The 23682-nt window shown below is 67.4% G+C and carries 18 protein-coding genes; 8 read left to right on the top strand and 10 right to left on the bottom strand.

Annotated elements, in window-relative coordinates; translation table 11 throughout:
- The first annotated feature begins 151 nt into the window (after positions 1–151).
- Positions 152–1126 carry a cyclic nucleotide-binding domain-containing protein gene (locus tag ACPPVX_RS13655; protein WP_426571109.1) on the top strand — a complete coding sequence of 325 codons (975 nt, stop codon included), beginning with the start codon at positions 152–154 and terminating at the stop codon, positions 1124–1126.
- Entirely contained in the window at positions 1123–2031 is a 909-nt protein-coding gene (locus ACPPVX_RS13650; RefSeq protein ID WP_426571108.1) for an MBL fold metallo-hydrolase, read from the top strand. Before ACPPVX_RS13655 ends, ACPPVX_RS13650 begins: the two co-directional genes overlap by 4 nt.
- 169 nt (positions 2032–2200) lie before the next feature.
- On the opposite strand, the gene ACPPVX_RS13645 is transcribed toward ACPPVX_RS13650, so the two are convergent.
- Positions 2201–2656 carry a hypothetical protein gene (locus ACPPVX_RS13645; protein ID WP_426571107.1) on the bottom strand — a complete coding sequence of 152 codons (456 nt, stop codon included), beginning with the start codon at positions 2654–2656 and terminating at the stop codon, positions 2201–2203.
- A complete protein-coding gene (locus ACPPVX_RS13640; protein WP_426571106.1) occupies positions 2643–3164 on the bottom strand; it encodes a helix-turn-helix transcriptional regulator in 522 nt (173 codons plus the stop codon). The genes ACPPVX_RS13645 and ACPPVX_RS13640 overlap by 14 nt, the downstream gene beginning before the upstream one ends.
- Before the next feature lie 444 nt (positions 3165–3608).
- Here ACPPVX_RS13640 and ACPPVX_RS13635 point away from each other — a divergent pair, with 444 nt between their 5' ends.
- Positions 3609–3926 (top strand): hypothetical protein, encoded by a 318-nt coding sequence (locus ACPPVX_RS13635; RefSeq protein ID WP_426571105.1) that lies wholly within the window; start codon positions 3609–3611, stop codon positions 3924–3926.
- A 77-nt stretch (positions 3927–4003) separates the two neighbouring features.
- Here ACPPVX_RS13635 and ACPPVX_RS13630 read toward each other — a convergent pair whose 3' ends face one another.
- The 4 genes from ACPPVX_RS13630 to ACPPVX_RS13615 all read right to left on the bottom strand — a co-directional run bounded on the left by ACPPVX_RS13630 (position 4004) and on the right by ACPPVX_RS13615 (position 8958).
- Positions 4004–5221, bottom strand: a complete 1218-nt coding sequence (locus tag ACPPVX_RS13630) for a hypothetical protein (RefSeq protein ID WP_426571104.1) — start codon at positions 5219–5221, stop codon at positions 4004–4006.
- Between the two features lie 238 nt (positions 5222–5459).
- Positions 5460–6167, bottom strand: coding sequence for a hypothetical protein (locus tag ACPPVX_RS13625; protein ID WP_426571103.1), 708 nt, complete (start codon positions 6165–6167; stop codon positions 5460–5462).
- A gap of 53 nt (positions 6168–6220) precedes the next feature.
- Positions 6221–6694, bottom strand: coding sequence for a hypothetical protein (locus ACPPVX_RS13620; RefSeq protein WP_426571102.1), 474 nt, complete (start codon positions 6692–6694; stop codon positions 6221–6223).
- 128 nt (positions 6695–6822) lie between these two features.
- The gene (locus ACPPVX_RS13615) at positions 6823–8958 is read right to left on the bottom strand and encodes a protein kinase domain-containing protein (protein WP_426571101.1); all 2136 of its coding nucleotides are present in this window, start codon (positions 8956–8958) and stop codon (positions 6823–6825) included.
- A gap of 344 nt (positions 8959–9302) precedes the next feature.
- On the opposite strand from ACPPVX_RS13615, the gene ACPPVX_RS13610 reads away from it, so the two are divergent.
- The 5 genes from ACPPVX_RS13610 to ACPPVX_RS13590 all read left to right on the top strand — a co-directional run bounded on the left by ACPPVX_RS13610 (position 9303) and on the right by ACPPVX_RS13590 (position 16128).
- A complete protein-coding gene (locus ACPPVX_RS13610) occupies positions 9303–11225 on the top strand; it encodes a GH-E family nuclease (protein WP_426571100.1) in 1923 nt (640 codons plus the stop codon).
- A gap of 71 nt (positions 11226–11296) precedes the next feature.
- Positions 11297–12109, top strand: a complete 813-nt coding sequence (locus ACPPVX_RS13605) for an ADP-ribosylglycohydrolase family protein (protein WP_426571099.1) — start codon at positions 11297–11299, stop codon at positions 12107–12109.
- 149 nt (positions 12110–12258) lie between these two features.
- Entirely contained in the window at positions 12259–12795 is a 537-nt protein-coding gene (locus ACPPVX_RS13600) for a protein-tyrosine phosphatase family protein (RefSeq protein WP_426571098.1), read from the top strand.
- A gap of 597 nt (positions 12796–13392) precedes the next feature.
- Positions 13393–14922: a hypothetical protein gene (locus ACPPVX_RS13595; protein WP_426571097.1), complete on the top strand. Its 1530-nt coding sequence runs from the start codon at positions 13393–13395 to the stop codon at positions 14920–14922.
- 780 nt (positions 14923–15702) lie between these two features.
- Positions 15703–16128 (top strand): hypothetical protein, encoded by a 426-nt coding sequence (locus ACPPVX_RS13590; protein WP_426571096.1) that lies wholly within the window; start codon positions 15703–15705, stop codon positions 16126–16128.
- A gap of 24 nt (positions 16129–16152) precedes the next feature.
- Here the strand turns inward: ACPPVX_RS13590 and ACPPVX_RS13585 are convergent, their stop codons facing one another.
- The 4 genes from ACPPVX_RS13585 to ACPPVX_RS13570 form a co-directional block, all read right to left on the bottom strand.
- Positions 16153–16551 carry a GIY-YIG nuclease family protein gene (locus ACPPVX_RS13585; protein ID WP_426575038.1) on the bottom strand — a complete coding sequence of 133 codons (399 nt, stop codon included), beginning with the start codon at positions 16549–16551 and terminating at the stop codon, positions 16153–16155.
- A gap of 173 nt (positions 16552–16724) precedes the next feature.
- Entirely contained in the window at positions 16725–20567 is a 3843-nt protein-coding gene (locus tag ACPPVX_RS13580; protein ID WP_426571095.1) for a helicase-related protein, read from the bottom strand.
- A complete protein-coding gene (locus tag ACPPVX_RS13575) occupies positions 20564–22357 on the bottom strand; it encodes a phospholipase D family protein (protein ID WP_426571094.1) in 1794 nt (597 codons plus the stop codon). Before ACPPVX_RS13575 ends, ACPPVX_RS13580 begins: the two co-directional genes overlap by 4 nt.
- A complete protein-coding gene (locus tag ACPPVX_RS13570; RefSeq protein ID WP_426571093.1) occupies positions 22357–23559 on the bottom strand; it encodes a DUF6361 family protein in 1203 nt (400 codons plus the stop codon). The genes ACPPVX_RS13575 and ACPPVX_RS13570 overlap by 1 nt, the downstream gene beginning before the upstream one ends.
- Between the last annotated feature and the right edge of the window lie 123 nt (positions 23560–23682).

Raw genomic sequence — 23682 nt, 5'->3', positions numbered from 1 at the left:
GACACCGGGTGGCCCCATCGTCCGCCAGGACCCCGATGCCTACCCTCCGAAGGGAGGGTCGACGCGACTGCTGCCGGCCACGAAACGGAGGCCGAGGGCCATGCGAGTCGAATCGAGTGTGACGAGTCTCTCCTGGATCCCGTCAGAGGCGGTGACGGGGCTGAACAAGGCCATCTTCGGAACCGGGTTCACCCACTACGACGACCCTCCACCCGACGAGATCCACGACCTCCACTCGCTGGCCGACACCGATCGGTTCCGCTTCGCGAACCACTTGGCGGCGTGGATCTCGGTCGAGGACGGCCAGATCATCGACGCCGGCTACTCCGGCAGCGGCGTCATGGGCGCGACCACCGTCGCCATCGGCCCCAAGCAGGCCACGTTCGCGGCGCTGTCGTTCCCCGACCTGACGCAGCCGGTCCAGATCGAGGGCTCCTCCGCACGGTTCGTGCAGACCGTGGGCGGGCACACCGCCATCCCTGCCCCCCGCCGGGTCAAGCGCCCGCCGTTCGTGGCCTTCCAGGCGCCCGTGGTCTGGACGACGCTCGCATTGACCATCCATGCGGATGGGACGTCGGAGCACGAGTTGGTGGGGGCGAGCCCGTTCCCCCGCCACTGGGTGTACGACGCCGAATCCAGGCTCACCGCCAAGGGGGGCCTCGCGGACTTCAAGGAGTGGTGGCGAACCTCGTTCGGCCTCCACACCCCCTGGGGTGACGAGGAGTCAGCGGCGCTGGTCACCGAGGTGGAGACGGCGCTCGAGCGCGAGGTCGCCGGCCGCATCATGCGCGGTGGCGAGAAGCCCTCGTACCGGCAGTTGCGAGAGGGCGAGCTGCTGACCACGGAAGGGGCGGCGGGTGCCGCCATCTACCTCCTGCTCAACGGAGTCCTGGCCGTGGACGTCGACGACGAGACCGTGGCAGAGGTGGGCCCTGGCGCGATCCTGGGCGAGCGCGCCGTGCTCGAAGGCGGGACGAGGACCTCGACGCTGCGAGCGCTCACCCGGGCGAAGGTCGCGATCGTGCAGGCCGACCAGGTCGATCCGGCGGCCCTCGCCGACATCAGCCAGGGTCACCGCCGAGAAGAGCACCGCGTCGGATCGGGCGGGGGAGCAGCCGACGGGTGAGGCTGCGCTTCTGCGGTGTGCGCGGCTCCACCCCCGCGCCGGGAACGGCGTTCGCACGGGTCGGAGGCAACACCAGCTGCGTCGCGGTCACCCCCCACGGGGAGGGCGCGCCCCGCCTTCTGCTCGACGCCGGCACCGGGATCCGCGCCGTGACCCCGATGCTCGGCGGAGATCCGTTCCGCGGCACGATCCTGCTGACGCACCTGCACTGGGACCACTGGCAAGGCCTGCCGTTCTTCTCCGCCGGCGACCGCGACGATTCCGAGGTCCGGCTCCTGGTTCCCGCCGGCTCGGACCAGCCGCTCGACGTCCTCCGCCACGCGATGTCGCCACCGCACTTCCCGATCGGCCCCGAGGGGCTGAAGGGACACTGGTCGTTCGGATCCATCGACCTGGGCACCAGCACGATCGAGGGGCTGACCGTCACGGCGGCGGACGTTCCCCACAAGGGAGGTCGCACGCTGGCCTACCGGGTCGAGGACGAGGGGTCTTCGTTCGCCTACCTCCCTGACCACCTGCCGGCGCGCACCGATCCCGAACGCCGAGCTGCGCTCGACCTGGCCGCGGGAGTGGATCTGCTGATCCACGACGCGCAGTTCATCACCGGGGAAGAAGCCGTCGCCGCGGAGTACGGCCACGCCACCATCGATCAGGCCCTGGCCTTCGCCATCGAGGTCGGTGCGGGCGAGCTGGTGCTGTTCCACCACTCCCCCGCCCGGACCGACGCGCAGATGGAGCGGATCGCTGCCGCGCTGGAGGCGTCGCCGATCACGGTGAGCATCGCCATCGAGGAGACCGACCGAGACCTGCCCCGACCGCGTGCGCTCGCCGCGCGCCGAACCAGCTCCGGGGCGGCCACCTGCCCTCGCCTACCATCGGACCTTCCGCCCGCGTGGGGCCGGTAGGAAACCCCTCCCGACCAGGTCCAGGCGTTGCCCGCAGCCTGCTTGGGGACGTTGCTTGGTGGATCAGGGACGCGCTTCGCTCGGGCGACCCGATCCGAGCCGAACATCGGTGAGCGGACACCCTCTCTGACCTGGGCATATGTGGTTGTCAAGGAGCGTTGGCCCTCGCTTAGCGGGACGTCGGCGTGTCCTGGTTTGTCCTGCTTTGTCCTGTTCCACTGCGGCTCCAAGGGTCGGGCGGCAGGTGGAGAACGGGGTTCAGGTAGTAGCGGGCCAGCAGGCACCACAGCTGACGGGCGCGGGTGACTTCGTCCGCCGCGAGCCTCGGGGAGACTCCCTTCGTGTCGCCACGGGCGATTCGATCGAGCTCATCGCGGGCGGCGATCCAACCGGGGCTGTTTGCCTCGTGGTTGAGCATCGCATGGACTGCCCGCGCTGCCAGGCTCCTGTTCTCGTCATGCACCGGCATCATGAAGCCCTCGATGAGGATCGGGAGGTGCTCCAATCCCTCCACCTGGGCCATGGCCTCCTCGCTCGTGACGACGTGGCGGAGGTCAGGGGGCTCCTCCTGCAGTGGGGTCAACTGAGCTTCCACCCGAGCCAGCCGTTGTTCAACCGTCGACATGGTGCACCTGCCCCGGCACTTCTGGGATGGGTGGGGGATTCCAGGCTGGGACCACGCCGGTGATCTGGAGCTTCGCCTCGACGGCGTCCAGCCGATCTTCGAGATCGGTCTGGGCAGCTAGCGTCCCGAGCTTGATCGCTATCGCTGCCGCGGCGAGCTGGACACGCTCGGACTCGGCGCCCGCCACTAGGTCGTTGATCACGTCCACGGCTGGGTTCATCGAGGCGATGAGCCGCACCCGGACGTTCTCTGCGAGGTCCCGCTGCGCCGAGCGGAACGCCGCCTGGAACGCAGGGCGCTTCTTGCGCCGAGAAGCGGTCCTCTCCGAGATGCCTGTGAGCGACGCAGCTCGAACGAGGGTGACGCCTTCGAGCAGGAGCTCCATCAGGCGCATGTCCTTGGGGCTCAGGTTGTCGCCGTCCGCATCAGCGTCAGCAGCGTTGGGCGCCGCCTGTTCCGGGGAGGGGGTCAGGATGTCGTCGTCATCGTTGTTGGGGTCTTCGGTCATCGGTGGTTCCTCTCTTTCGTCCTTTCCGCCGGACCCATGGGCGCTGGCACAGGACGTCGATCGAAGAAGTTCGTCGGGCCGAGAGGCAAGAAGCGCGAAGTTCACGTGCCGTCTGGCGGTATGCCACGGCCGACGACAGGGCCCGCAAGGTGACCAGAATTCGACGCGGCGCCCGAGAGCGGTGTCCGTAGCGTGGGCTGCGTGAACCCGTCTACCGGCACGCTCGCCGTGTGCACGCGCTGCGGCGGGCTCCGCGGAGAGGTCCTTCAGCACCCCAACCTTGTGCAGCACTGCGCCTGCCAAGCCGACGCCGACCAAGCGCCGTGGCCCGGCTTCGACTTCCGACGCCACAGCGAGCTTTGCGGGTTGTGCGCGGCGGTGGTGATCCCCTCGGGGAGCCGGTGGTCTTCCATGTTGTGCCCCGCATGCTCCGAGGTAGCCCAGTTGGCAAACGACGCGGTGGGCTTCGTGCTCGTGCCCGTGGGACGCCACTCCCTCGCCCATCGGATCGCCCTCCCTGCCCGATCGGCGGCCGACCCGAAGAAGCGGGGCAGGTTCGTCAACGGCCTCGGCGGACTTCGAGCTGGCATCGACGGACTCGGCGCCTGGAGGGCGCAACTGGTGGCGCGGCGCGTGCCAGACCAGCAAGACCCGGTCGCGCTCGACGCCTACATCAGGATCACCGGCGAAGAGCCGGCAGACCGAGGCAAGGTTCTCGACGAGTTCATCGGCTTCAGACGCAGTACCCCCCGGCCAGCCTGAACGAGACCAGAGGGCCGTGGGGAGATGGAGCGCCTTGGGAACGGATTGGTGCGAGGAAGCCCGGGCTGTTCAGCCCATCAAGTGACCGCCGGGATGGCGGCCTGGAAGGCCGATGCCGGCACTGCGAACTCGACGACCTCGTCGGGCTCGGGCAGGTGCTCGCCGATTGCACGGTCGAGGTTGCCCGAGAGGATGCTCACGATCTCATGAGCGTGCTTGCGGTCTTTCGAGCTGAATGGGTTCTTCCAGATGCTGGCGTCGATCTCGTTACGGGCGAGGGCGGCGAGCCGGTTGTGAAGGTCGAAGTAGTCGTGGCGGATGGACGAGCGCACGCCGTCGATGATCCGGAAGGCCGACATCGCATCACCTTCGGTGACCAGGAGAGCAGCCGATGCCGTCGAGATCCGCGCACGAGTGAGCATGGCCTGGAAGAACACCACCAGCTCCGCCACGGTCGTGGAGTTGTCCTCGACAAGGGCAGCGACGACTTCTGGAGTCCAGGTAACCGGCTTGCCGTCCTTACGGACAGCTTCGACCTGCCATCGCTCGAGGTCGACCTTGAAGCGCTCAACGAACCGGAGCCTTGATCGGTAGATCGCCTCCACCTGTCGATGGGCGACGGCCAGCTCGGCGCGGATCTGGGGTGCCAGGTCGCCGAACGCAGCGCGATCACCGATCACCTCGAGGAGCGCCTCCGCCCCCTGGAGCGTGCCGAAGTCGTCGTCACGGAGACGGGTCTCGATGCGGGCGAGCGCACGCTCGACGCCGGCGAAGGTCTGCTCTAGCCAGCGCTGCTGGGCCCAACTTGCGGCGAGCGCAGCACCCGCGGCGATGACGAGCGGAAGGGCAACGGTGGCCGTGATGCCCGTGGCACCCGCCACGCCGGCGGCTCCCGCTGCGCCAGCCGCGCCGGCACCCGCGACACCGGCACTCCCTACGCCGCTCGCTGCAACCACGCTTCCAGCGGCGGCGGTTGCACCGATGGCTCCGACCACCTCGGCGGTCTCGTCGAAGTGGCCGTTGAGGGTGTTCCTGACCTTCGGCAGCGTGCGGAGGCCGGTCCGCACCAATGCGTAGGAGCCATCGAGAAGGCCCTTGCGGATCTCGGGCGAGAACCGGACGACGAGGTCGCCCGCCTCGCCAACGGCCTCGACCCCCGCGCCGGCCACGGGCGCTGCCTTCTGCAGCAGACCAGCAAGCTCAGGGAGCGAAGTCGCGAGCGCCTGGGCGACGGCAATAGCGGCAGGGGGCGGGGCTGTCACCGAGGGCGTCGGCGCGAGATCGATGCGGGGCATCAGCTCCACGATCCAAGACCCAGTCGCCTCGCTCTCCAGCCAGATTGCACCATCGTCACCCTGCGCTGCTCGGACCAATCCGAACCCAGGGACCTCGATCGCTTCGCTCACAATGCCCTCCCGATCGTCGTGCGACGGCCACCCTCGTGCACGAAGCCGTGCATCCCGCCGCAGGAGGGGGATCCTTGCGTGGGCCGACATCCTCCGCAAGCGCTCTGCCATGCCCTCGCGAAGGAGGTCAGTCTGGGAGGACGGCGAGATCGGCCACCGTGACGAGGCGCTGGCTGATGGCGATCGACACCATGGTCTGACGAAGGTTCGGCGTGTACCGATCGAAGCCGAGCTGGTCCCTTACCTCGTCCATCAACCGACTGCCGATGACCTTCTCGCTCGTGACGAGTCGATGTGCGATCTGGGAGTTGGTCGGAACCACTGCGTCTGGAACGTGCCGGAGGAATGGCTCGCACATGGCGACAAGGGTCTGATACCACCGCAGCGGCTTGCCGGTGGTCGAATCCTTCCAACGGATCTCCCACGGGATGTGTGTCTCGCCCGGGGCAGGTGGCTGTGTCCCGTCGCCGATCGTCGACGCCCAAGACCCGGCCCATCCCGGTGCGCCAGGTCCCTCCACCGTTACTGCGTACCGCCTCAGCTTGACCTCGATAACCACCGAGGCACTGGCGAAGGGAACAACGACGGGGCCGACGCCTCGGCAGAGCAGCAGCCGAGACGGCGTCTCGTGGTCGTAGACCACGAGACCTGATCGGGTACCGGTGGCTTCCACCGTCCAATGGGCCTCGCCTGCTGTGATGATCCCGTGGCGTCGGCTGACCGTCCGGTCCTCTGCCCCCAGTTGTCCTGGCCCCGCATCGCGCCCGATCACGAGGTGGCCTCCATGGGCGAGGCGTAGAGGCCGCCCCTCGCCGACCCCCACCGTGACCGTCATAGCTGGACCTCCGCGACCTTCCGGGGGCCACGGTGGCTCCCGGTCGCCCGAGGCTAAGCGGACTGAGGCAACGGCATCGCGTCAACGAACGGGTGCACCGGGACGCCGGTGAGCCGTAGTGCGGCTGAGGTGCCGCCGGGTCGACCGACGACCTCGACCGGGACCGAACGTGCGAGCAAGCCGAGCACGGTACGAACGAAGATGTGGTCGCCCGATCCGATCACCACCCGGCGGTTCCTGCGAGCGACGTGATCCAGGTCGATCGAGTCGATGAGAGCCTGGTCGGCACCGTCGGGACCGCCACGGACGACGAGGCGGCCACCACCGATGGCGAGGCCGACCTCGAGTCCGATGCCAGGGTTGCACCCGACGATCAGGTGGTCGCCGACGGCGATGGGGACGATCGAGTCGTAGCGCTCAAGCAGCGCCGTGGCACGGCCGACGTTGAGCGTTCCCCGAGGGCATGCGCCGTGGAGGTTCTCGATGTCGATCAGGTGGAGGGTGGGCAGGACAATTGGGGTGGGCATTTCTGGCTCCGTTGGGTTCGGGTACCGCTTGCACCCTCATTTCCTCAGAGATCCAGGTCGCCAGGTAGTGGAACGTTCCACGGTCGACACTGCCGATGCCGCCCCACTTCAACCCCGAGCGGAGTTGTTCAGCGCGGCGGCGTGGTAGTCGGTGGCGCGGTGGTCGGCGCCACCGGGGGTATCCCACCGATCGTGGTCGTCGGCGGAGCGGTCGTGGCGGTATAGCCACCGTCGTCGGACCAGTCGGAGCCGCTTGGACCCAGCGTCGTCGTTGTTGCATCTGGGCTGGTGACCACCGTGCCAGCGCCATCGTCCACCCCACCTTGGTCGCCAGCGGCGCCGATGCAACTGAGGCTGCGGACATCCGCTCCGGCGCTCAGCCGCTGCGGCTTCTTCCCGTTTGCAGGCACCAATACCAGCCCATCCCCTCGAGTGGCCGTCACGATCCCTTCCGGGCACCACGCCACGGCGACTTCGTCCTCACTCGTGTACTCCACCTTGCCCTCCTCCTCGTTGCCAGGCGTCAGCACGGCGACGTCGCTGCTGCCGCTGCTGGTCTCGATAATGAGCACATAGTCGGAGTAGAAACCGTCCCGGCTGGGGCGGACCGCCATAGACCGGACACGCACGGTCTGGTCTTCGAGTCCTGGAAGGGCCGTCAGGTCGATCGACCAAGGTGCGGGCAGGTCATGCAGATTCGGCTCGCCATCGAGGTTGAGGTACTGGATGCCATCGGCATCGTGCCCACCGACGTCGGTGGGAGCGGAGGAGACGTAGTGGAGCCTCGTAACCGGACCCCCGGTCACCTCCTTCTCCTCCCAGACCGGGTCTCGCTCGTCCCAGGAATTGCCGGCGATGGTGACAACCTCCTCGGTGCTCAGGTCGAGCGCCATGACGTCGAGGTCACCGGTCGCGTCGCTCACGAACGCAACGAGGGTCCCGTCCGGCGACAAGGACGGCTCCGAGGCGTTGCCCGGCACGTCGTAGATCCTCGACCGATCGCTGCCAACGTCGCCGACCACGAGCGAGTCGCCGCCGTCTGTGGTCGTCGTGCCCACGTAGCGGCCCGATCTGGAGACCGAGAGGTCGCTGAGGGGAGCGGTGCCGGTCTCGACCTTCGTCGCCTCGTTCGTTGCTAGATCGAGTCGGTAGACACCGGATCCACCCGCGCTGGTTGGGATGAAGTACAGGCTCGACCCAGAACCTGGCGCAGGTCCCACCTCGGTCACCGGCGGGTCAGTCGTCACTACCGGGTCGCGAGCCTCTGTGGTGCTCGAGGATGCAACCGACTTTGGTGCCAGCGTCGTTGTCGCCGCCTGTTTGCCACCCTCCGAGCGCAGCCCTGGCCGCAATGCAGCGGCTGCAAACAGCGCAAAGACGAAGGCGCCTGCGAGGGCCGTCACCCGTCGCCTCCGCCGACGACGGGACAAGGAGGGGGCATCGGGGATGCATGCCGTAATCGCGTCAGAGACCGGCAAGCGGATCTTGCGGGGCAGCGCTCGGCGGATACGCACGCGCCCGCCGGAGGTGAACGGCAGCACACCAGTCGCCGCCAAGTGAACCGTGAGGGCCGCCGAGTAGCGGTCGTCAGCCACCGAGGCCCGACCGGTGCTCAGGACCCCCGGCGAGGAGTATGTACGGGTAGCCCCCGCGACCGCCGTGCGGCTGAGCCCGGCGGACACCTCCGCTGACATGCCGAAGTCGGCCAGCCTCCAGTCCGTGCCGTGGTCGGTGTCGTACACGAGCACGTTGGCGGGCTTGATGTCCCCGTGGACAACCTGCTGTTCCTCCAGGTACGTCAGCGCATCTGATAATTGGTGCCACAGACGAACGGCGGATGCCGCGCCGATCGGCCGAGAGGCGCTTCCAGCGCGTTCGTCGATCTGGTCCGCGAGCGAACCGCTCGCTCGCGGCATCACGATCCAGATCAGGTCCTCCCCCGGTTCTGGAGGGCGGTGAAGACCAAGGTCCCGCCAAAGGTCGGAGCTGAGGAACCCGAAGTCGCGATAGGTCGCGAGGTGACGGTGCTGGAGCTTGAGCAGTGCGTTCAGTTCGCTCTCACCGGTGCGAGACCAAGTGATCTTCACGGCGACTCGGGCACCCGCGGCTGCGTGCGACCCGGCACGACCGTTCGCTCCGTCGATGGGCTCGGCGGCGTACACGATGCCTTCCCCACCGCCGCCCAGACGTTCGCCGATCTGCCATCGGCCCGCAAGCGGAGGAATCGACGGGGGGACCTCGTCCACCGTGTCCTCGGAGATCATCGCTGCCCATCCCCGCGGCTGGATCTCGGCCAGAGGACCGGGTCCGCCAACCACGGATCGATGGGCGCGCACCAAGTGGTCCGACGCCTGAAGCCCGTGACGTGCTGACCCCCCGCAACCACCGATCCCTCCCCGGCGCAGCTCCAGCTGCAGCGCAGGCGAGCTTAGGAGGTGGCTGGTCTGGACGAACCAGCCAACGGAGCTGGGCAGTCGCCGGCATCACCTGCGTCAGGTCGGCGCCCGGTTCCCGGCCCATCGTCCCGTCGCGAGGACGGGATAGCCATGCGTGCTGGGGGTGGATCGTTCCACTGTCAGCCGGAATGCCATGGGCGGATGATGAGGCCGTGAACAACAACGCACATCACCCTCAATCCGAATCGCAGTGGTGGCTGGCCTCGGACGGCCGCTGGTATCGGCCGGAGTTGCGCTCGAGCCCCTTGCCTCCGCCCCCTCCGGGGTCGTCCTCCCTGCCAACCCAGGCCACGGGTGAGGTCGCCGGGGCTGCCAAGGTCACGGACGTGGTCGAGGGCGGCGTCGGCATCCGCCGAGCCCCCGAGGCGATGTCGGCCCGGAGCTGGCGCCTGTGGAGCTCACTCGCAGCTCTCGCCGTGTTGGTGGTTGTTGCGCTGGTCGCCGGCTCGATCTCATTGCCTTCCCGGGAGAAGGTCTTGGACAGACCTCACCCGCGCATCAAGGATCCGCTCGCCGAGATTCGTGCCGATGCCCATACGGCCATCCAGGCTCTCGGCACCAGCGATCTTGCGGCACTCGATGTCCAGCTAGCGGACCATCGAGGCCAGGCCGACTTCGCCTATCTCTTCGCATCACAGACCACCCCGCGAGCTCTTGGGGATGCACTCGCAGGTGTCGCGGGAAAGCGTGCCCCGCTGAAGGAAGGGATCGATGCCCATGCCTATGACGCCGCCCTCACCGACCTGGCGGGCACCCTGGGTCTGGCGACCTTCGGGACGGGTTACCGTGCCCTCCCGGCCAAGTGGACGGAAGACTTCATCACCGCGACGACCGATCCAGCGTCGCTGCCTCGAGAGGCGGCACGCGGTTCGGGCGATTCGGGGCGGGGTCGTGCCGACCAGGATCTTGCCAACAAGCAGAACCTGCTCTTGCTGCTGTCGCGGGCCTCCTGGTCAACCAGGTTCCTTGAAACCGTCACCGACGCGTACTGGCACTACGACCAATACAAGGGCGACGACCCGTGGCCCGACGCCTCCGTTGGAGACGCAAAGGTGGCCCCCGCGCCGACAGGCCACTACCTAACCGACGGCATCGTTGCTCTTACGGCCGCCCTCACTGCGAATCCGGAAGCCAGCGCTTGGGCGTTCACTGAATTCCAGCCGGGTACCCGACGGATCGATGGGTCGGACTTCGCCATTGGCAAGTTCACGTACTACCTGCTGTTCGAGCATCGCTTCCCTGAATCGTCCGGCGGCGAGAGCCTGGGCATGACCGCAACTCTCACCGCCTTGTCTTCAGCGATCGACGCCACGAGCGGGACCCCCGACGCGAAATCGGCGTCGTCCACACCGAAGGCGGCGGATGAGGCCGGTCCAAAGCACGACTCTGACGTCCTGCAGACCATAGCCCAGGAGCACTCCGACAAGAGCCAGTGCTCGTGGAGTCTCCGCGACTACTGGAACTGTGCTGTGGCCGTTGCCGACGCCGTGATGCACTTGATCGGGGACTGGGGGCACTTGGTGCTCGATGTCCTGACCTTCGCCCCGCCGCCCTTCGGAGTTGTAGCGGCAGTGACCAACGCGACTTGGTACGCCATCGACGGCGATTACGTCGCAGCCGGCCTATCGCTCGCTGCGGCGGTACCTAGCCTCGCGTTCGCCAAGATCGCCAAGAGCGCAAAGGCCGGAGATGTGGTGCTTGAGACAGCCGCTGAGGCCGACGACATTGCCAAGTCCGCGAACGAGTTTCGGACGGCGATTGGTGCCGAAAGCGAGGCGTCCAAGATTGTTCGGCCGACCCTCTCGGCGGCGACCAAGGACGAGGTCCTCGCGAGTGCCAAGCGGAATTGGCGTGGCAAGTTTGTTGACCCCAATACCGGGGAGGTGATTCGCGGGGAGTACGACTTTGGCCACAAGCCGGGCTACGAGTGGCGATGCTTGAAGGCAAAGGCGCTTGCTCTGGGCTGGACTCTCCAGGAGTTGAAAGATGCCTACAACAATCCGGCTCACCTCCAGATTGAAGATCGTGCCTCCAACCAGAGCCACCAGTACGAATCAGATGTTTGCGCAGCGTAGAACGGTGAATCCGCGAGCGGATAAGAGACCTCAGCGAGCAGGTCGTCGCCTTGCGACCTACCGGCACGGTCATGGGTCGGCATGCGGTGGATCGAGCTCGTGGGGCGTTGGTGGGGTTGGCGGTGGGTGACGCGGTCGGGACGACGCTCGAGTTCCTGCCACCGGGGTCTTTCGAGCCGATCGACGACATGGTGGGCGGCGGCCCGTTCCACCTGGAGCCCGGGCAGTGGACCGATGACACGTCGATGGCGCTGTGTCTGGCGGACTCGATCGTCACCGTCGGCGGGATGGACCTGGCCGACCAGCTGCGGCGCTACCTGCGCTGGCGCGACGAGGGGCTGTGGCCATCGAACGGGCGGTGCTTCGACATCGGAGGCACCACGAGCTGGCAGCTGCGCCGCTTCGAGCGCACCGGCGAGGCGATGGACCCCGACAGGAACGAGGAGCAGGCCGCCAACGGCTCGCTGATGCGGTTGACGCCGGTGCCGATCGCCTGGCACCGATCGGTCCCCGAAGCCGCCGTGCGGTCCGGCGAGTCGAGCCGCTCCACGCATGCGGCCACCCGGCCAGTCGATGCCTGCCGGCTCCACGGGGCGATGGTCGCCGCGGTGATCGGCGGCGCGTCGCTCGACGACGTGCTCGCCCCGACGTTCTGGGCGTGGGGTGAACTGCACCCGCAGGTGGCGGCGATCGCGGCCGGGTCGTTCCAGGAGAAGGAGCCGCCGGCCATCCGGGGCACCGGGTTCTGCATCGACGCGCTGGAGGCCGCTCTGTGGGCGGTGCACGGAGCGGACGACTTCCGCAGCGCCGTGCTTCGCGCCGCGAACCTCGGCGATGACGCCGACACCACGGCCGCCATCGCCGGACAGCTCGCCGGCGCCTAGTGGGGCCTGTCGGGCATCCCGAAGGAGTGGCGCTCGAAGCTGACGATGCTCGACGAGACCACTCAGCTCGCCAATGCCCTCCACGCTCTGTTCGACGAGGCGCCGACCGACATCGCGTCACAGCCGGGCGAGACCGAGGAGCGATGACCATGACGACCTGGCCTCACGACGATGTCGCCCATGCCTGGTGGGTGACCCCTGGCTCGGTGCTGGCAGGCGAGTACCCGACCGACAGGGAACGCACGACCGCCAAGCTGGACCTGCTGCTCGACGCAGGCGTCCGCACGTTCGTCGACCTGACCACGCCGAACGACGGACTCCACCCCTACGAGCCAATGCTCGCCCACCTGGCCGCCGAACGGGGCCTCGACGTGCGCCACGCACCGTTCCCGATCCCGGACCTGAGCGTGACCGACGTGGAGGGCTACACGCCGATCGTCGAGCTCATGGCGACGGAGGTCGACGCCGGCCGCCCGGTCTACGTGCACTGCTGGGGTGGCATCGGCCGCACTGGCACCGTGATCGGCTGCTGGCTCGTCCGCCACGGCCGCAGCGCCGACGAAGCCGTCGCCGAGATCGCCGACCTCCGGATGGGCACCCGCAGGCACCGCCGCCGATCCCCCGAGACCGACGAACAGATCCGCACGATCCAGCGCTGGGCGGCGCTCGATGCTCGCCGGCCCTGAGGGCCGTCGGCGGCTCTTCCCCTCGGGGTGCCTCCCAGCGAGCGCCACTCTGGCAGACCCCTGCGCGCCGGCCGCCGCGGCTGGTCCCGACCTCCGCCAGGCCTTCGAACGGCGACGTCATGCGCCCGAGCCCGGGCCGCCGGGCTGGCCCGGGCTGCCATCTAGGTCTGCAGCAACTCGGTGACGATGCCGCCGACGAGCTTCGAGAACGCCGCACGCAGATCCGCGAAGTCCTCGCGCACCCGCTCGGACCCCAACTTTCGCTGGACGTGGCGTCGGCATCGGTCCGTCCGGCTCGCTGTGTGGGGTCCTTCGGGCCGCACAGCCCGATCCGCAGCCGGCGGGATCTGGGGCGACGGCCGGATTCCCAAAGGGGGATCGTCCCGCCCCATAAGGCGGATGGGGCCCGCCGCCTGGTCCGGTGCCGTCCATGGCCCCGGTCGCGGATCCCCCGCATCGTCGAGCGCAGTGGTCATTTCCATGAGGTCTACCTTCGTTTCAGCTACGGACACGGGGATCGTGCCTGCTACGCTTATAACCATAGCCGTATACGACACGGCGTCAAGATGTCCTTCGCAGAAATGTATAATCGTCCGCATGGACCCTCACACGATTGCGTCGAACGCGGCGCTGAGGCGCCAATTCCTGAGCGAGATCGTCTACCGGGATCGCGTGCCTCCGTCGGAGGACGAGCAGCAGGGCGACCTCGAGGTGCTGGCGCGTTCGGACGGCCCCCTAGTCGTGGCGTGGCTCTGGCCGGGGCCCTTCTACGTGCGAGACGACCCTTTCGAGGAAGTCGCCCGCTACGACGAGGGGATGCTCGAGTGGGCAAGAAAGCAAGACCCGACCGACCCGTTCGCTGACGCGGCCAGGCTCCTCGATCGACGGCGGGTCGGCCCGCGCCGCATCATCGCCGAACGGTTCCGCAAGGTCCTCGACGCGGTGGCGCGTGCCATCCAGCGCTCGCCCGAGGACATCGCGACCCACCTCCATTGGTCGGTTCCCCTGACGCCGGCAACGCTGGATGGACTTCAGCGAGGGAGCATCCCCTTCGCGCTCACAGACGTCGCGGCCCTGTGTCAGGCCCTGCACCTGGACCTCGATGTCGGCTTCGGGCTGGTCGACCCGCAGGCACTCGCGCACCGCGTCGACCAGTCAGTGCTCGCCAGCGCCATCGCCGACCACCTCCACCGGCTCACGCCCGAACAGCTCACCGTCGTCGGCAAGCACCTCCCGAAGGGGTCACCGCCGGAACCCCGATCGGGCGGGCGGGAGGTGTTCCCCGCACCCGCCGCAGACGGCCGCTACTCATCGCTCTACGAAGCACTGGCCGCCGACGAGCGCGAACAACCGACCTACTCGTTCCCCGAGATCGACCGGATCCTCGCTGCTGCCGAGGAGAAGTCGCTCCCGCCGAGCGCCCGCGCCGATCGTTCGTGGTGGGCGGGAAGCGGCACGAAGCCCGATGGTCGCCCACAGGTGAGCGCGTGGTGGGGTGCTGGCTACCGCATCGGGCACATCGACACGGACCGGTCGGGCCAGGTGAAGTCCGTCGGATTCGAGGCCTTGCCCGGCCGCGACCGATGGTTCGCCGACCCGGCCCGCGTCGCACGTCGCGAGTACCGAGCGCCGGACCCAACCCGTGTTCCCCTTTATCCGATGGACGCCCAGTACCTGGACAACCTGCGGACGGCGCTCGAGCCGACCATGCGAGCACTCGACGCGTACATGGCGAAGATCGATGTCCGGGGAGCCGCCGCCATCCTCAAGGGCCTTGGCGAGGTAGCCGATGCAGCTCGAACCCAGGCGAGCGAACCGAGCGACCCTGACATGGTGGCACTGATCGCCTTCCTGACCGAACACGACGGCGCCGACCGCGCCGAGATCACCGATTACTTCCGCGAGGTGCAAGCGGAGCCCCTCGAAGCCGCCTGGGTCACGAACCTGCTGACGCGTGCCCGCCGGCAGGGCTGGGCCGTGAACACCGGGACGAGGAAACACCCTCGTTGGGTGGCGGTCGACCGGACGTGCCCCGAGTGTGGTGCGCACGCCCTCGAGCCTTTCGCCAAGGGCCAGCTCCACTGCACCGCGTGCGATGCGGTGGTGCCCCCGACACCGAAGGCGTGAGGGAGCTGTTCGCGCCGACCCGCCTCGACCGGCACCGATTCCCGGACTGGGACGGATGCGGCACCCGCTGGCCCAACATCGACCGGCGAGGTCACAGCCAGCCGCCCGGTCCACGTCACTTCTGGGGCGGCATCGATCGCACCGGCACGGTCATCGATGGCTGACTCGTCCGCAACGGCCGAACCGCGGACGAAGCCATCGCCGAGGTCACGCATTTCCGAGCTGGCACCCGCAAGGACCACCACCGCTCCCCCGAGACCTACGAGCAGATCCGAACGATCTACCGCTGGGCTGCGCTCGATCGACGAACGACACATGAGCCATCCGCACCATGGCGGCCGACTACCGGATCCGCGGACCCAGGCGGTAGCGATGAGGATGCGTCGAGGGGTCCTTCTCGGCGAGTTGGTGACGCACGAGCGCAGCAAGGGTCAGGTACACGTTCGGTTGATCGTAGGCCAGCGTCCGTGAGATCGATCCCGTGTCCGTCCCATCAGGCTCAGCAATCTCCAGAAGCTGGATGATCTCGGCTTGGCGCTCACCTAGTTGCGGGTGCGCTTTCCGAGCTCGTTCGACGGCGGTCGTGGACCCCGCTCCCTGTGCCTCAACGGCAGAACCCGGGCCTGAACCATGTGCGCGGGCTGCCGTTCGCAAGGAAGCTGCAGCGGCCTCCAGAGCATCAGCGAGAGCGGTAGCGAACTGGGCGTTGTCCATGGCTGGACTTTATACCTTAATTATGTAACTGTCTATAGGTACCCCTAACCGAAAGGCACAGCCGAGATGTCGATGGATGACCCAGGCTTCACGATCGCCCAGGTGGACGCGGCGATCGAATTCGTCACACGAAACGGAGCGGAGAACAGGGCGATGTCGGTGAACTACTCGCTCGTCTTCGATGCCGCTGATCTCCCGGCACCCCAGCAGCTGCACCAGGGCGGGGAGTCCGAGATCGTTACCCAGTTCATGGGCGCATTCCATCGCCGCTGCCTGGAGCTCGAGTATCCGCCCCTCGACTCCCTGGTCGTGCATGTCGCAGGTGAACGGGGAGGCGTGCCCGGCGGCGGTTACTTCCGCATCAATGGGGTGCCCGATCCGTTCGGCAAGCGCACCTCGGTCGAGGACCAAGCGACAAGCGGTCGGTTCCTCGAGGAACAACGCGCCAAATGCCGCTCATGGGGGGACGCCCGACGCCGCAGACGTCCGTGACCGATCCGGCACTCGACCCCAAGTTTATGGAGTCCACAGTCTCGCTTGTGCCGCCATCGACCTGCGACGCGAACTGACCAACGGCCTCCAAGGCGTCCGAACCTTGTCGAGGTTCAACGGGGGCAGAAGGGCTCGAAGCACCTCGGTCTCAACATCGTCGAGCACGACCGGTTGTTGGGGCGCCCACGTCGCCAGTCGTAGATGCTCGAGCATCCATTGGGTCAGCTGCGCGTCCCCCTTCGGCTCGAACGCAAAGCTCGAGAAGTACGCAGGTTTCGCTAGGTTTCGAGGTTGAGCCACCAGCCCAAGCTGATCAGCCAGCAGTGCTCCGACACTCCGGCGAAGCGTCGAGTGGCCGGTCTTGCCAGTGCCATAGTGGGTCGCGACGTCGCGACTCACCAGGCTTCTCTCCGCCTTCCCCACGTACAGCGGCCGGGAGTCAGGCGGATCACCCAGACCCAACTCACGCCACACCCATACAGATCCCCGGACCGCGTAGAGGCCAGGGGCGGTCGGCACCGAGGCCGCGTGGTTAATGATTGAGACACCGTCGAGTGCCAGGGCAGCCAGCGCCTGTTGAGCGACCTGCAAAAGATTCACCGGCCTGGGTCGACACGGGTCTCGGCCAGTGTCCGCAGGCGGGCCGCTGCGTCATCGGCCTTGAAGCTCTGGACCGTGTGTTGACTGTTCATCGTCCTCAACAGATCGGCTCCTAGGGTCGCCCGGTCGATGCCGACTCGCATCCACCTCACCGATCGGCGGTGTCGTGCTCGCTCGTCCCCGTCGGCGAAGTAGGTGTAAGGGCCTGAGAACTCGCCAACGGCGACCTTCCGGTCGCGGGTCCCGAGCACGACCACATCACCGACCTCGGCTTCCCACAGAAAGCGACGCCAGTAGCCCACATAGATGGCGATCGCGAGCGAAGGCTTCTCCGGCATCGACGCCGTCAGGAGGGCGCGGATCGCGTCCGCGTGTCGAACCTGCGAGAGGTCACTCAGCTCGTCCCCGCCGATGCTTACGAACCCGTCATCGAGCATCGCTCGCTCTAGCGCGCGGTCCTTCCATGCGTGGACCCGGTACGCCTGCGTTCCCACGGATGCAGGGCCTGGAACGTCGCGCTCGCCCATGTCAAACGCCCGGACCTGCAACTCGACCGCAGGCGGAGTGAGATCGACGCGCACCTTCGCGAGGAGCTCCATGAGCTCAGCGTCGGTCCGTTCCGCGTTGAGGAACTCGACGAGTTCCTCCTGCCGCGGCTGGCCGAAGGCCAGCCGGTACGCAGCCAACGTCCGACGCAACCGCGGAAGGGAGGTCGCATCGCGGCTGAACGGGAGCACCGGCACGTGCCGTTCGACCTTGGCTGGGCCGGCATGGAAGACCCAGTAGGGCACCATCTCGTCGTCGTGTGGGCCACGGGTCGCAGCCGCACGGGTGAAGAGTTCGTCCCAGGGGTCCAGCCCTGGCGGGAACCCCTCCGCTACGAGCGCCGGCCCGAGGGTCGCTGCAATGTTGCGGCGAACGGCGTGGCCCTTGAACCGGTGGACCCGACCCTCGCGCTGTTCCAGGTCGACCGGGTTCGATGGCAGGTTCCAGTGCACCACCGCGTGGCACCACAAGTGGAAGTCCAAGCCCTCCTGGCCAACTGAGGTCGACGTCAGCACGAACGGCCAGAACGGCGAGTTGAACGAGGTCGAGACTGATTCGACGCGGGCTTCTCCCCCGCCGTCGACCGACTGATTTCCGAACGCGACGGCGAAGCGCGACCGCATCCGGTGCTCCTGGAGGGCAATGCGGTCCTTCCGCCGACGGGGGATGTCGACCCGGAACGAAGAAGTGCGGACCTCGAGCGCATTCGCGAGAGACACGGCGATGTCATCCGCAGCCAGCGCCCGGCGTTCAGCACCGTCGAGATTGAGGTGGCCGAGCCAGTCACGGAGGACGTGGACGTGCTCGTCGAGCACGGCTTGGAGGTTCCCCTCGATCGAGTGTCGCACGACCTCCCGCCAGTAGCGGCCGGCGCTCTCGTCACTATTAGCGAGCTCCTCGCGTTGGCCGACGACGATGCCGGTGACCTCGGGGGCGTTGAAGAAGGCTCGGAAGGCAGAGCCGATCCAGGCCCCGTTCAGCAGGCAGGCATCCTCGGACACGGCGAGCCCGGTCACGGCGCTGAGTGCGCGAAGGGCGCACTGGCTGGGCCCGCCGACGGCGACCTCCGCCAGCACCTCGGCCAGATCATCGGGGGCTCGCCCCAGCGCCGCGGGCCCGTACGACAGCACCGCCCGTGCCTCAGCCAGGTGGGCGAGGAAGCCCTCGCCCACCTCGTTGCCTTCCCAATGCCGGCCTGCGTCAGGCGCCAGGAGAAGGTCGATGGCATACGGGTGGCTCTGCTGGTCGAGGAACAGCGGGGCCGCCCAGTACCAGCGAAGGTCGACGACGCCATCCGAGGATGCCGTCTCCAAGAGCGGACCAAGCCGTCGGCGCAGCGCCGCGGTGACCTCGGCGAGCACCTCGCTCACTTGTGGCGCCGAAACTCCTCCTCGGGGACGGGGGTCACCGATCTCCGCCAGCGTCGGGCTGGGCCAGACGAGGAGGAACGTGGTCATGGCGGCGGCTCGGCGTTTGGTCTCGGCCTCGCCCGGTCGAGTTTCGGCAGCGGTGCGTTCCGTCGTGCGGAACAGCAGCCGTTGACCCCCGCGCCGGCCGTAGTCGACCGAGTACCGATGGTCCCGACCCTGGTAGGCGCGCCGTTCGGCCTCGAAGCTGACCATCGACGAGACGACCTTCGGGACCACCGCCCACCCCGAGAAGATGAGGCGCTTGGTCAGCGATGCAGCCTCGGGCTCCTCGTAGACCGCACCGGTGTCGTAGTACCGGAGTGAGGGCGGCATCCAGAGCAACTCGAATGCACGTCGACGCTCGAGGTCGTCGAGCAGCCATCGCAGTCGGCCGTTCTGTGGATCCACGGCCTTGTAGGACTCGATATCGGCCCACGACAGCAACCCAGGGCCCGGGGCGAGCCGTTCGCCCTCGTCGAGAGTGCCGTTGGCCGCAGCCCGGTCGATGGCCTCCTTGAGCTTGTATCGCTCCATGAAGTTGACGAGGTAGGGCCCGGCCTTCCAGTACTCGGTCGGTTCGTGCTGCTCTACGGTCTCGGCCAGGTTTCCCAGACGGACATAGGCCCGTAGATCATCGGAGGCGATGGTGGCGAGCGCGTCGTGCTCGGTGAGCATTCCGTCCCGGTCGGGGGTGGCCGAGAGCCGCTCCGTGCGAGCCATGACCGACCGGAGCTTCACCCCGATGTCCTCGCAGATCGCCTCGGCGCCGGCGAGCGATTCGGTCGACGTCAGTGCGTTGCGCAGCGCGGCAAAGTCGTCAGCGACCGAAGCGACCTTCTCGTCATCCTGGAAGAGGAAGCCACACGTGGCGAGGAAGTCCTCGTAGTGGTCACCCCCGACGTCGTCCGCGGTGGTGTACATCCGATACGGCGTCGCAGAGAGCAGCAACGTCCGCGTCGGGCGCTCGCTGTCGGGGTCGACGTAGTTGAACAACCGGTAGGACAGCTCGGCCGCGAAGTTCTCAGCATCCGGCTCGAGCAGGTCCTTGAAGCGCTGGAACTCGTCGAGGATCACCAGATCCGGTTGCAGCGAGGAGATTCCGACGATCGCCATCGTCCGCCGTACCTCACCGATCAGATCCCGGCGCAGCTCTGCATGGTCGCCATCGATGGTGCGCTGCCACTTGAGCTGCTCCACCAGTTCGTCGAACATCTCGCGAACCGTCGGCTTGCCGAGGGATCGGCGCGCCGAGTCGAGGACAGCGAGTTCCTCAGAGAACGCCGCCCGGCACTGCTTTGTCACCCTCGACCGGTAGGAGGCGGCCCTCGACCGGAGACGCTCGTCGGGATCCCCGGCCTCAACGCCGTGCCAGAAGATCCGCCGAGCACGCGCGCTCATCGAGCCCGTCCCCCAGAGGCCCCGTAGGAACTCGTAAGCCAGGCATCGCTCGGGGAACGTACCCGTGCTTCGGCCGAACTTGAGCGACGTCCCCGGCGTGATCGCGAGCAGGTTGACCCCGGAGCGGCCCGCTCCTCCTTCGTCCAACGTTGCGAGCGGCAGCATCGTCAGCCGCTCGACGCTGTCAATCGGGTTGATGCCCTTCGGCACGAGCTTGCGAACGTTCTGTCGAGCGATCGCGCCGTTGGAGCAGACGTAGACGATGTCATGGCGCACGTCTCCCGCCCGCTGCAGATGATCGATGACTTGGGCGACGACGCCTTTGGCCACGTGGGTCTTGCCCAGCCCGACCTCATCGGCGACCAGGAACCGCATTGTTGGATCGGAGTCTTCGAACATGCGCCGGAACGCCCAAACAGCGGTGCGCTGCTGGAAGTCCTTCAGGTCGGCGAGCACGGCCTGCGGATCCACATGGCGTTCCGTCACGGCTGGGCCTCCCCTGCCAGGGCGACGTCGTAGATCGTCGACCAGAGCTCCGCGAAGCCTTCCGGAAGCGCATCATCGGCAGCGAGATCTGAGATGAGCGGATGAAGACCAGCAAGCTTCGATGGGTCGCGTCGCATGGTGCGCAGCAACTTCTCCAGCACGGGCCGGCTGAACGCGCCGGCCGTCTCGTCGCCATCGCCGTCGGTTCGCTCGACCGCATCGAGCAGGTCCATCCGCGTCGAATCCTCGTCGAGGAGCGCCAGCAGGTATCGCATGAACCGTTCCGCATTTCCGATGAGCGCCTTGAGGAGGAATCGCTCTCGGTGCTCGGGCACGCCGGTGAGCGGGACGGGTACGACGAACTCGGTGACCGTGCCGGTCTCGTGCTCGACTTCGAAGGCGAGGAACCCGCTCATGGTCTCGAGGCTGGTCTCAAAGCGCGCCTCGAACGGCTGCTCGGGTGGGACCAGACGGCGATGGCCGGCCGCGGCGAGCGGCCAGCAGTGCACCACTGCACCTCCAACCTGCGGCATCGGTCCGCTCGATCGGTAGGTCACCGCCCACCCGTCTTCGCTCTCCTCGACGAACCCCTCGATCGCGAGTCGGGCGATGCTGCGACGGGCGCCATCGAGCGACACAGACTCGTCGGCCTGCTCGCTTCCGTCGGGGCCGGTGTAGGTGTGGAAGAGGGAGCGGAGACCCACCTCGTCGTCGGTTCCGTCGCAGAGGCGATCGATGCCCAGCGTGGCTCGAGAGGCCACGAGCTCGAGGAGGATCTCCACGTTGCTACCAAACGCGGCATCGGTGGCGTTGGCCGAGCCGAGGAACAGGCGAGCCTGACCACCTTGTTCGAAGGCGAACACCTTCGCGTGGAGGCCGACGAGCGGGCGACCTGGATCGTCAGCGGCCAGATCGTCGGCGATGGCGAGCTCGGGCATGCTCCCGTCGTCGAAGCTGTACACAGAGCCGATGTGGCTGGTCGCCTTGGGCCCGAGCTGATCGAGCCACTCGGGTCGGCTGACCAACTCATCGATGGGAGCCCGGTGGATGTGGGTGAAGAACCGGTCGTTCACGAACGGCGAGATGATCAGCGAGCGATCGGTCGCCAGAGGCAGAGGTGAATCCGTCGTGGTGAGTCCCAGAACGTGAGCTCGGATGTCGTCCATTCCGGCGGGGAGGGCGAACTTGGCGGTGGCGAGCGCAGCCACGAGGGACTGCACCCGGTCCAAGTGGTCGGACGCGATCGGGATCTGTGCTTGGGCGACGAGCCCATCGAACAGTCCACCGATCTCCGGGAGTGCGACTCGCTTGCCCGTCGTTGTCTCGTCGAGCCGCACGACGGTGTCCCAGCTGGCGTCGAACGTGAGGTTGCGGCTGGCGCTCAGGACCCTCAGGCGACGCCCGGTCGCCGCTGGATCGTCGCTCGGTTCGTATCGCAGCACCCACACCTTCGGGTGCACCACGCCGCCACGGGGCGCGGTGACCGGGATCACGCATCGCTCGAGGAACGCAAACACTCGGCGCGATGGTGGCAGCGAGATCTCTCCCACTTGGCTAAACACTGTGATCTTCCCGGCGTTCGAGCGCAGGGCGTGCAGCAGCTCGATCGGTTCCTGGTTGCTGCCATCAGATGTGAGTCCGTCAGGCCCGGTCAGAGCGAAGGCGGCGGGAGCCGCTAGCAGTGCTCGGAGGTCGAGGGTGAAGGTGACCGCCATGGCGGACTCGAGGCGAAAGCCCGCCGGTGGGCGCATGGCGTCGATCAGCGTGAGCCGGTTGGTGGGCTGGAGCATCAGGTACCCAGCTCGAGGCCGGCCGCGAGATCCGCGAGGTATTCCTTGGTGATGGGCCACCGGTAGTTCAGCTGCCCGCCGAAGGGCACCTGGTTCCAGTTCTCCAACGCCGATCGGTGGGCCAGGCGAGCCCGCTTGCCCTTGAGTCGGATCTCACGGTCTCGGACCAAGCCTTGCATGACCGGATCATCGGCGAGTCCCGCCGGGTTGACCATTACTCGGGGAACCATCGACTCGATGAACGACCGGGTCGGGTCGCTGACCGCGTTCCCGCTGAGCAGCGCCCAGAACGACGGAAGGTCATCGGCCCAATCCCGAAGCTCGTCGTGGCGATCCGCCATCAGGTCGACCCAGTCGTCGAGCTTCAGCCGCTCGCTCGACTCCAGTTCCGACGTGTCCCACCCGAGGTCCTGGCGAGCCTTCTGGGCGAGCATCACGTTGTAGACGTGCTGCGGACCAACGGTGATCTCCGAGAAGCAACGGGCGTGTCGAAGCAGGTCCACGAGGTTGGCGGGCAGGCCGGACTCTGGCACCTCCCACGGGAACTCGGCCGCCGCAGCGGCTGACGGGTTCCCACACATGACGGCGAGCAGCGTCCCGGGGTGACGGCTCCGGATCAGGTCAGCCAGGAGCTCCGCCTCACTCAGCTCGAGGTCAAACGTGAGGTTGGCCTGCAAGAAGTCCGTCGGCGCATCAGGTACCTGCGCCCACATCGAGATCACACGCTCGGTCGTGTTGCCATCGTCATCGCGCTCGTGCTGCAGGCGACCCAGCGCCGATGAGCGCTGGGCATACTCAGCGAGGCTGTAACTAAGGCGGGCCAGACCCCAGCTACGCAGCCCACCCCAGTAGGCCTCGCTCGGCATCCGCTTGACCTTGTTGCCCGCCGAGAAGCCGACTACGCCGTTGTTCGGCCCGAGATGGCGAAGGCAGTCGATCAGCCGAGCCTCGTCACTGCGGAGCCGAGCGGCATAGCCGGCTGGGGCAATCCGTTCGGCTTCGAGCTGAGTGAAGATCCATGGCAGGAAGATGAAGTAGCGGAGCCGGGTCTGAATCGTCGACGTGCCCGGACTCAACATGGCGGAGAACGAATCTCGCACCGAACCAAGCCCTATGGCATCCAGCGTCCCTGGCTCCTCCAGGGCGCGCATCATCGTGCCGACGCGCTCGCTCGCGGCCGCATCGAAGTCCAGCCACCCCACCGAAGACGCCGGCGCATACGTACTCATCTCAACCTCCCGCACCCCAGCCCGCCGCTGCTCCCAACCCGCAGGAGGACAGTACGGGAGGAAGGTGATCTCCCGAGACATCGCCCCCGCCCACCT

Source organism: Aquihabitans sp. McL0605 (genome assembly GCF_049993875.1).
Lineage (GTDB): Bacteria > Actinomycetota > Acidimicrobiia > Acidimicrobiales > Iamiaceae > Aquihabitans.
Note: the sequence above shows the minus strand (reverse complement) of the source record. Positions and strands in the feature narration are given on the sequence as shown.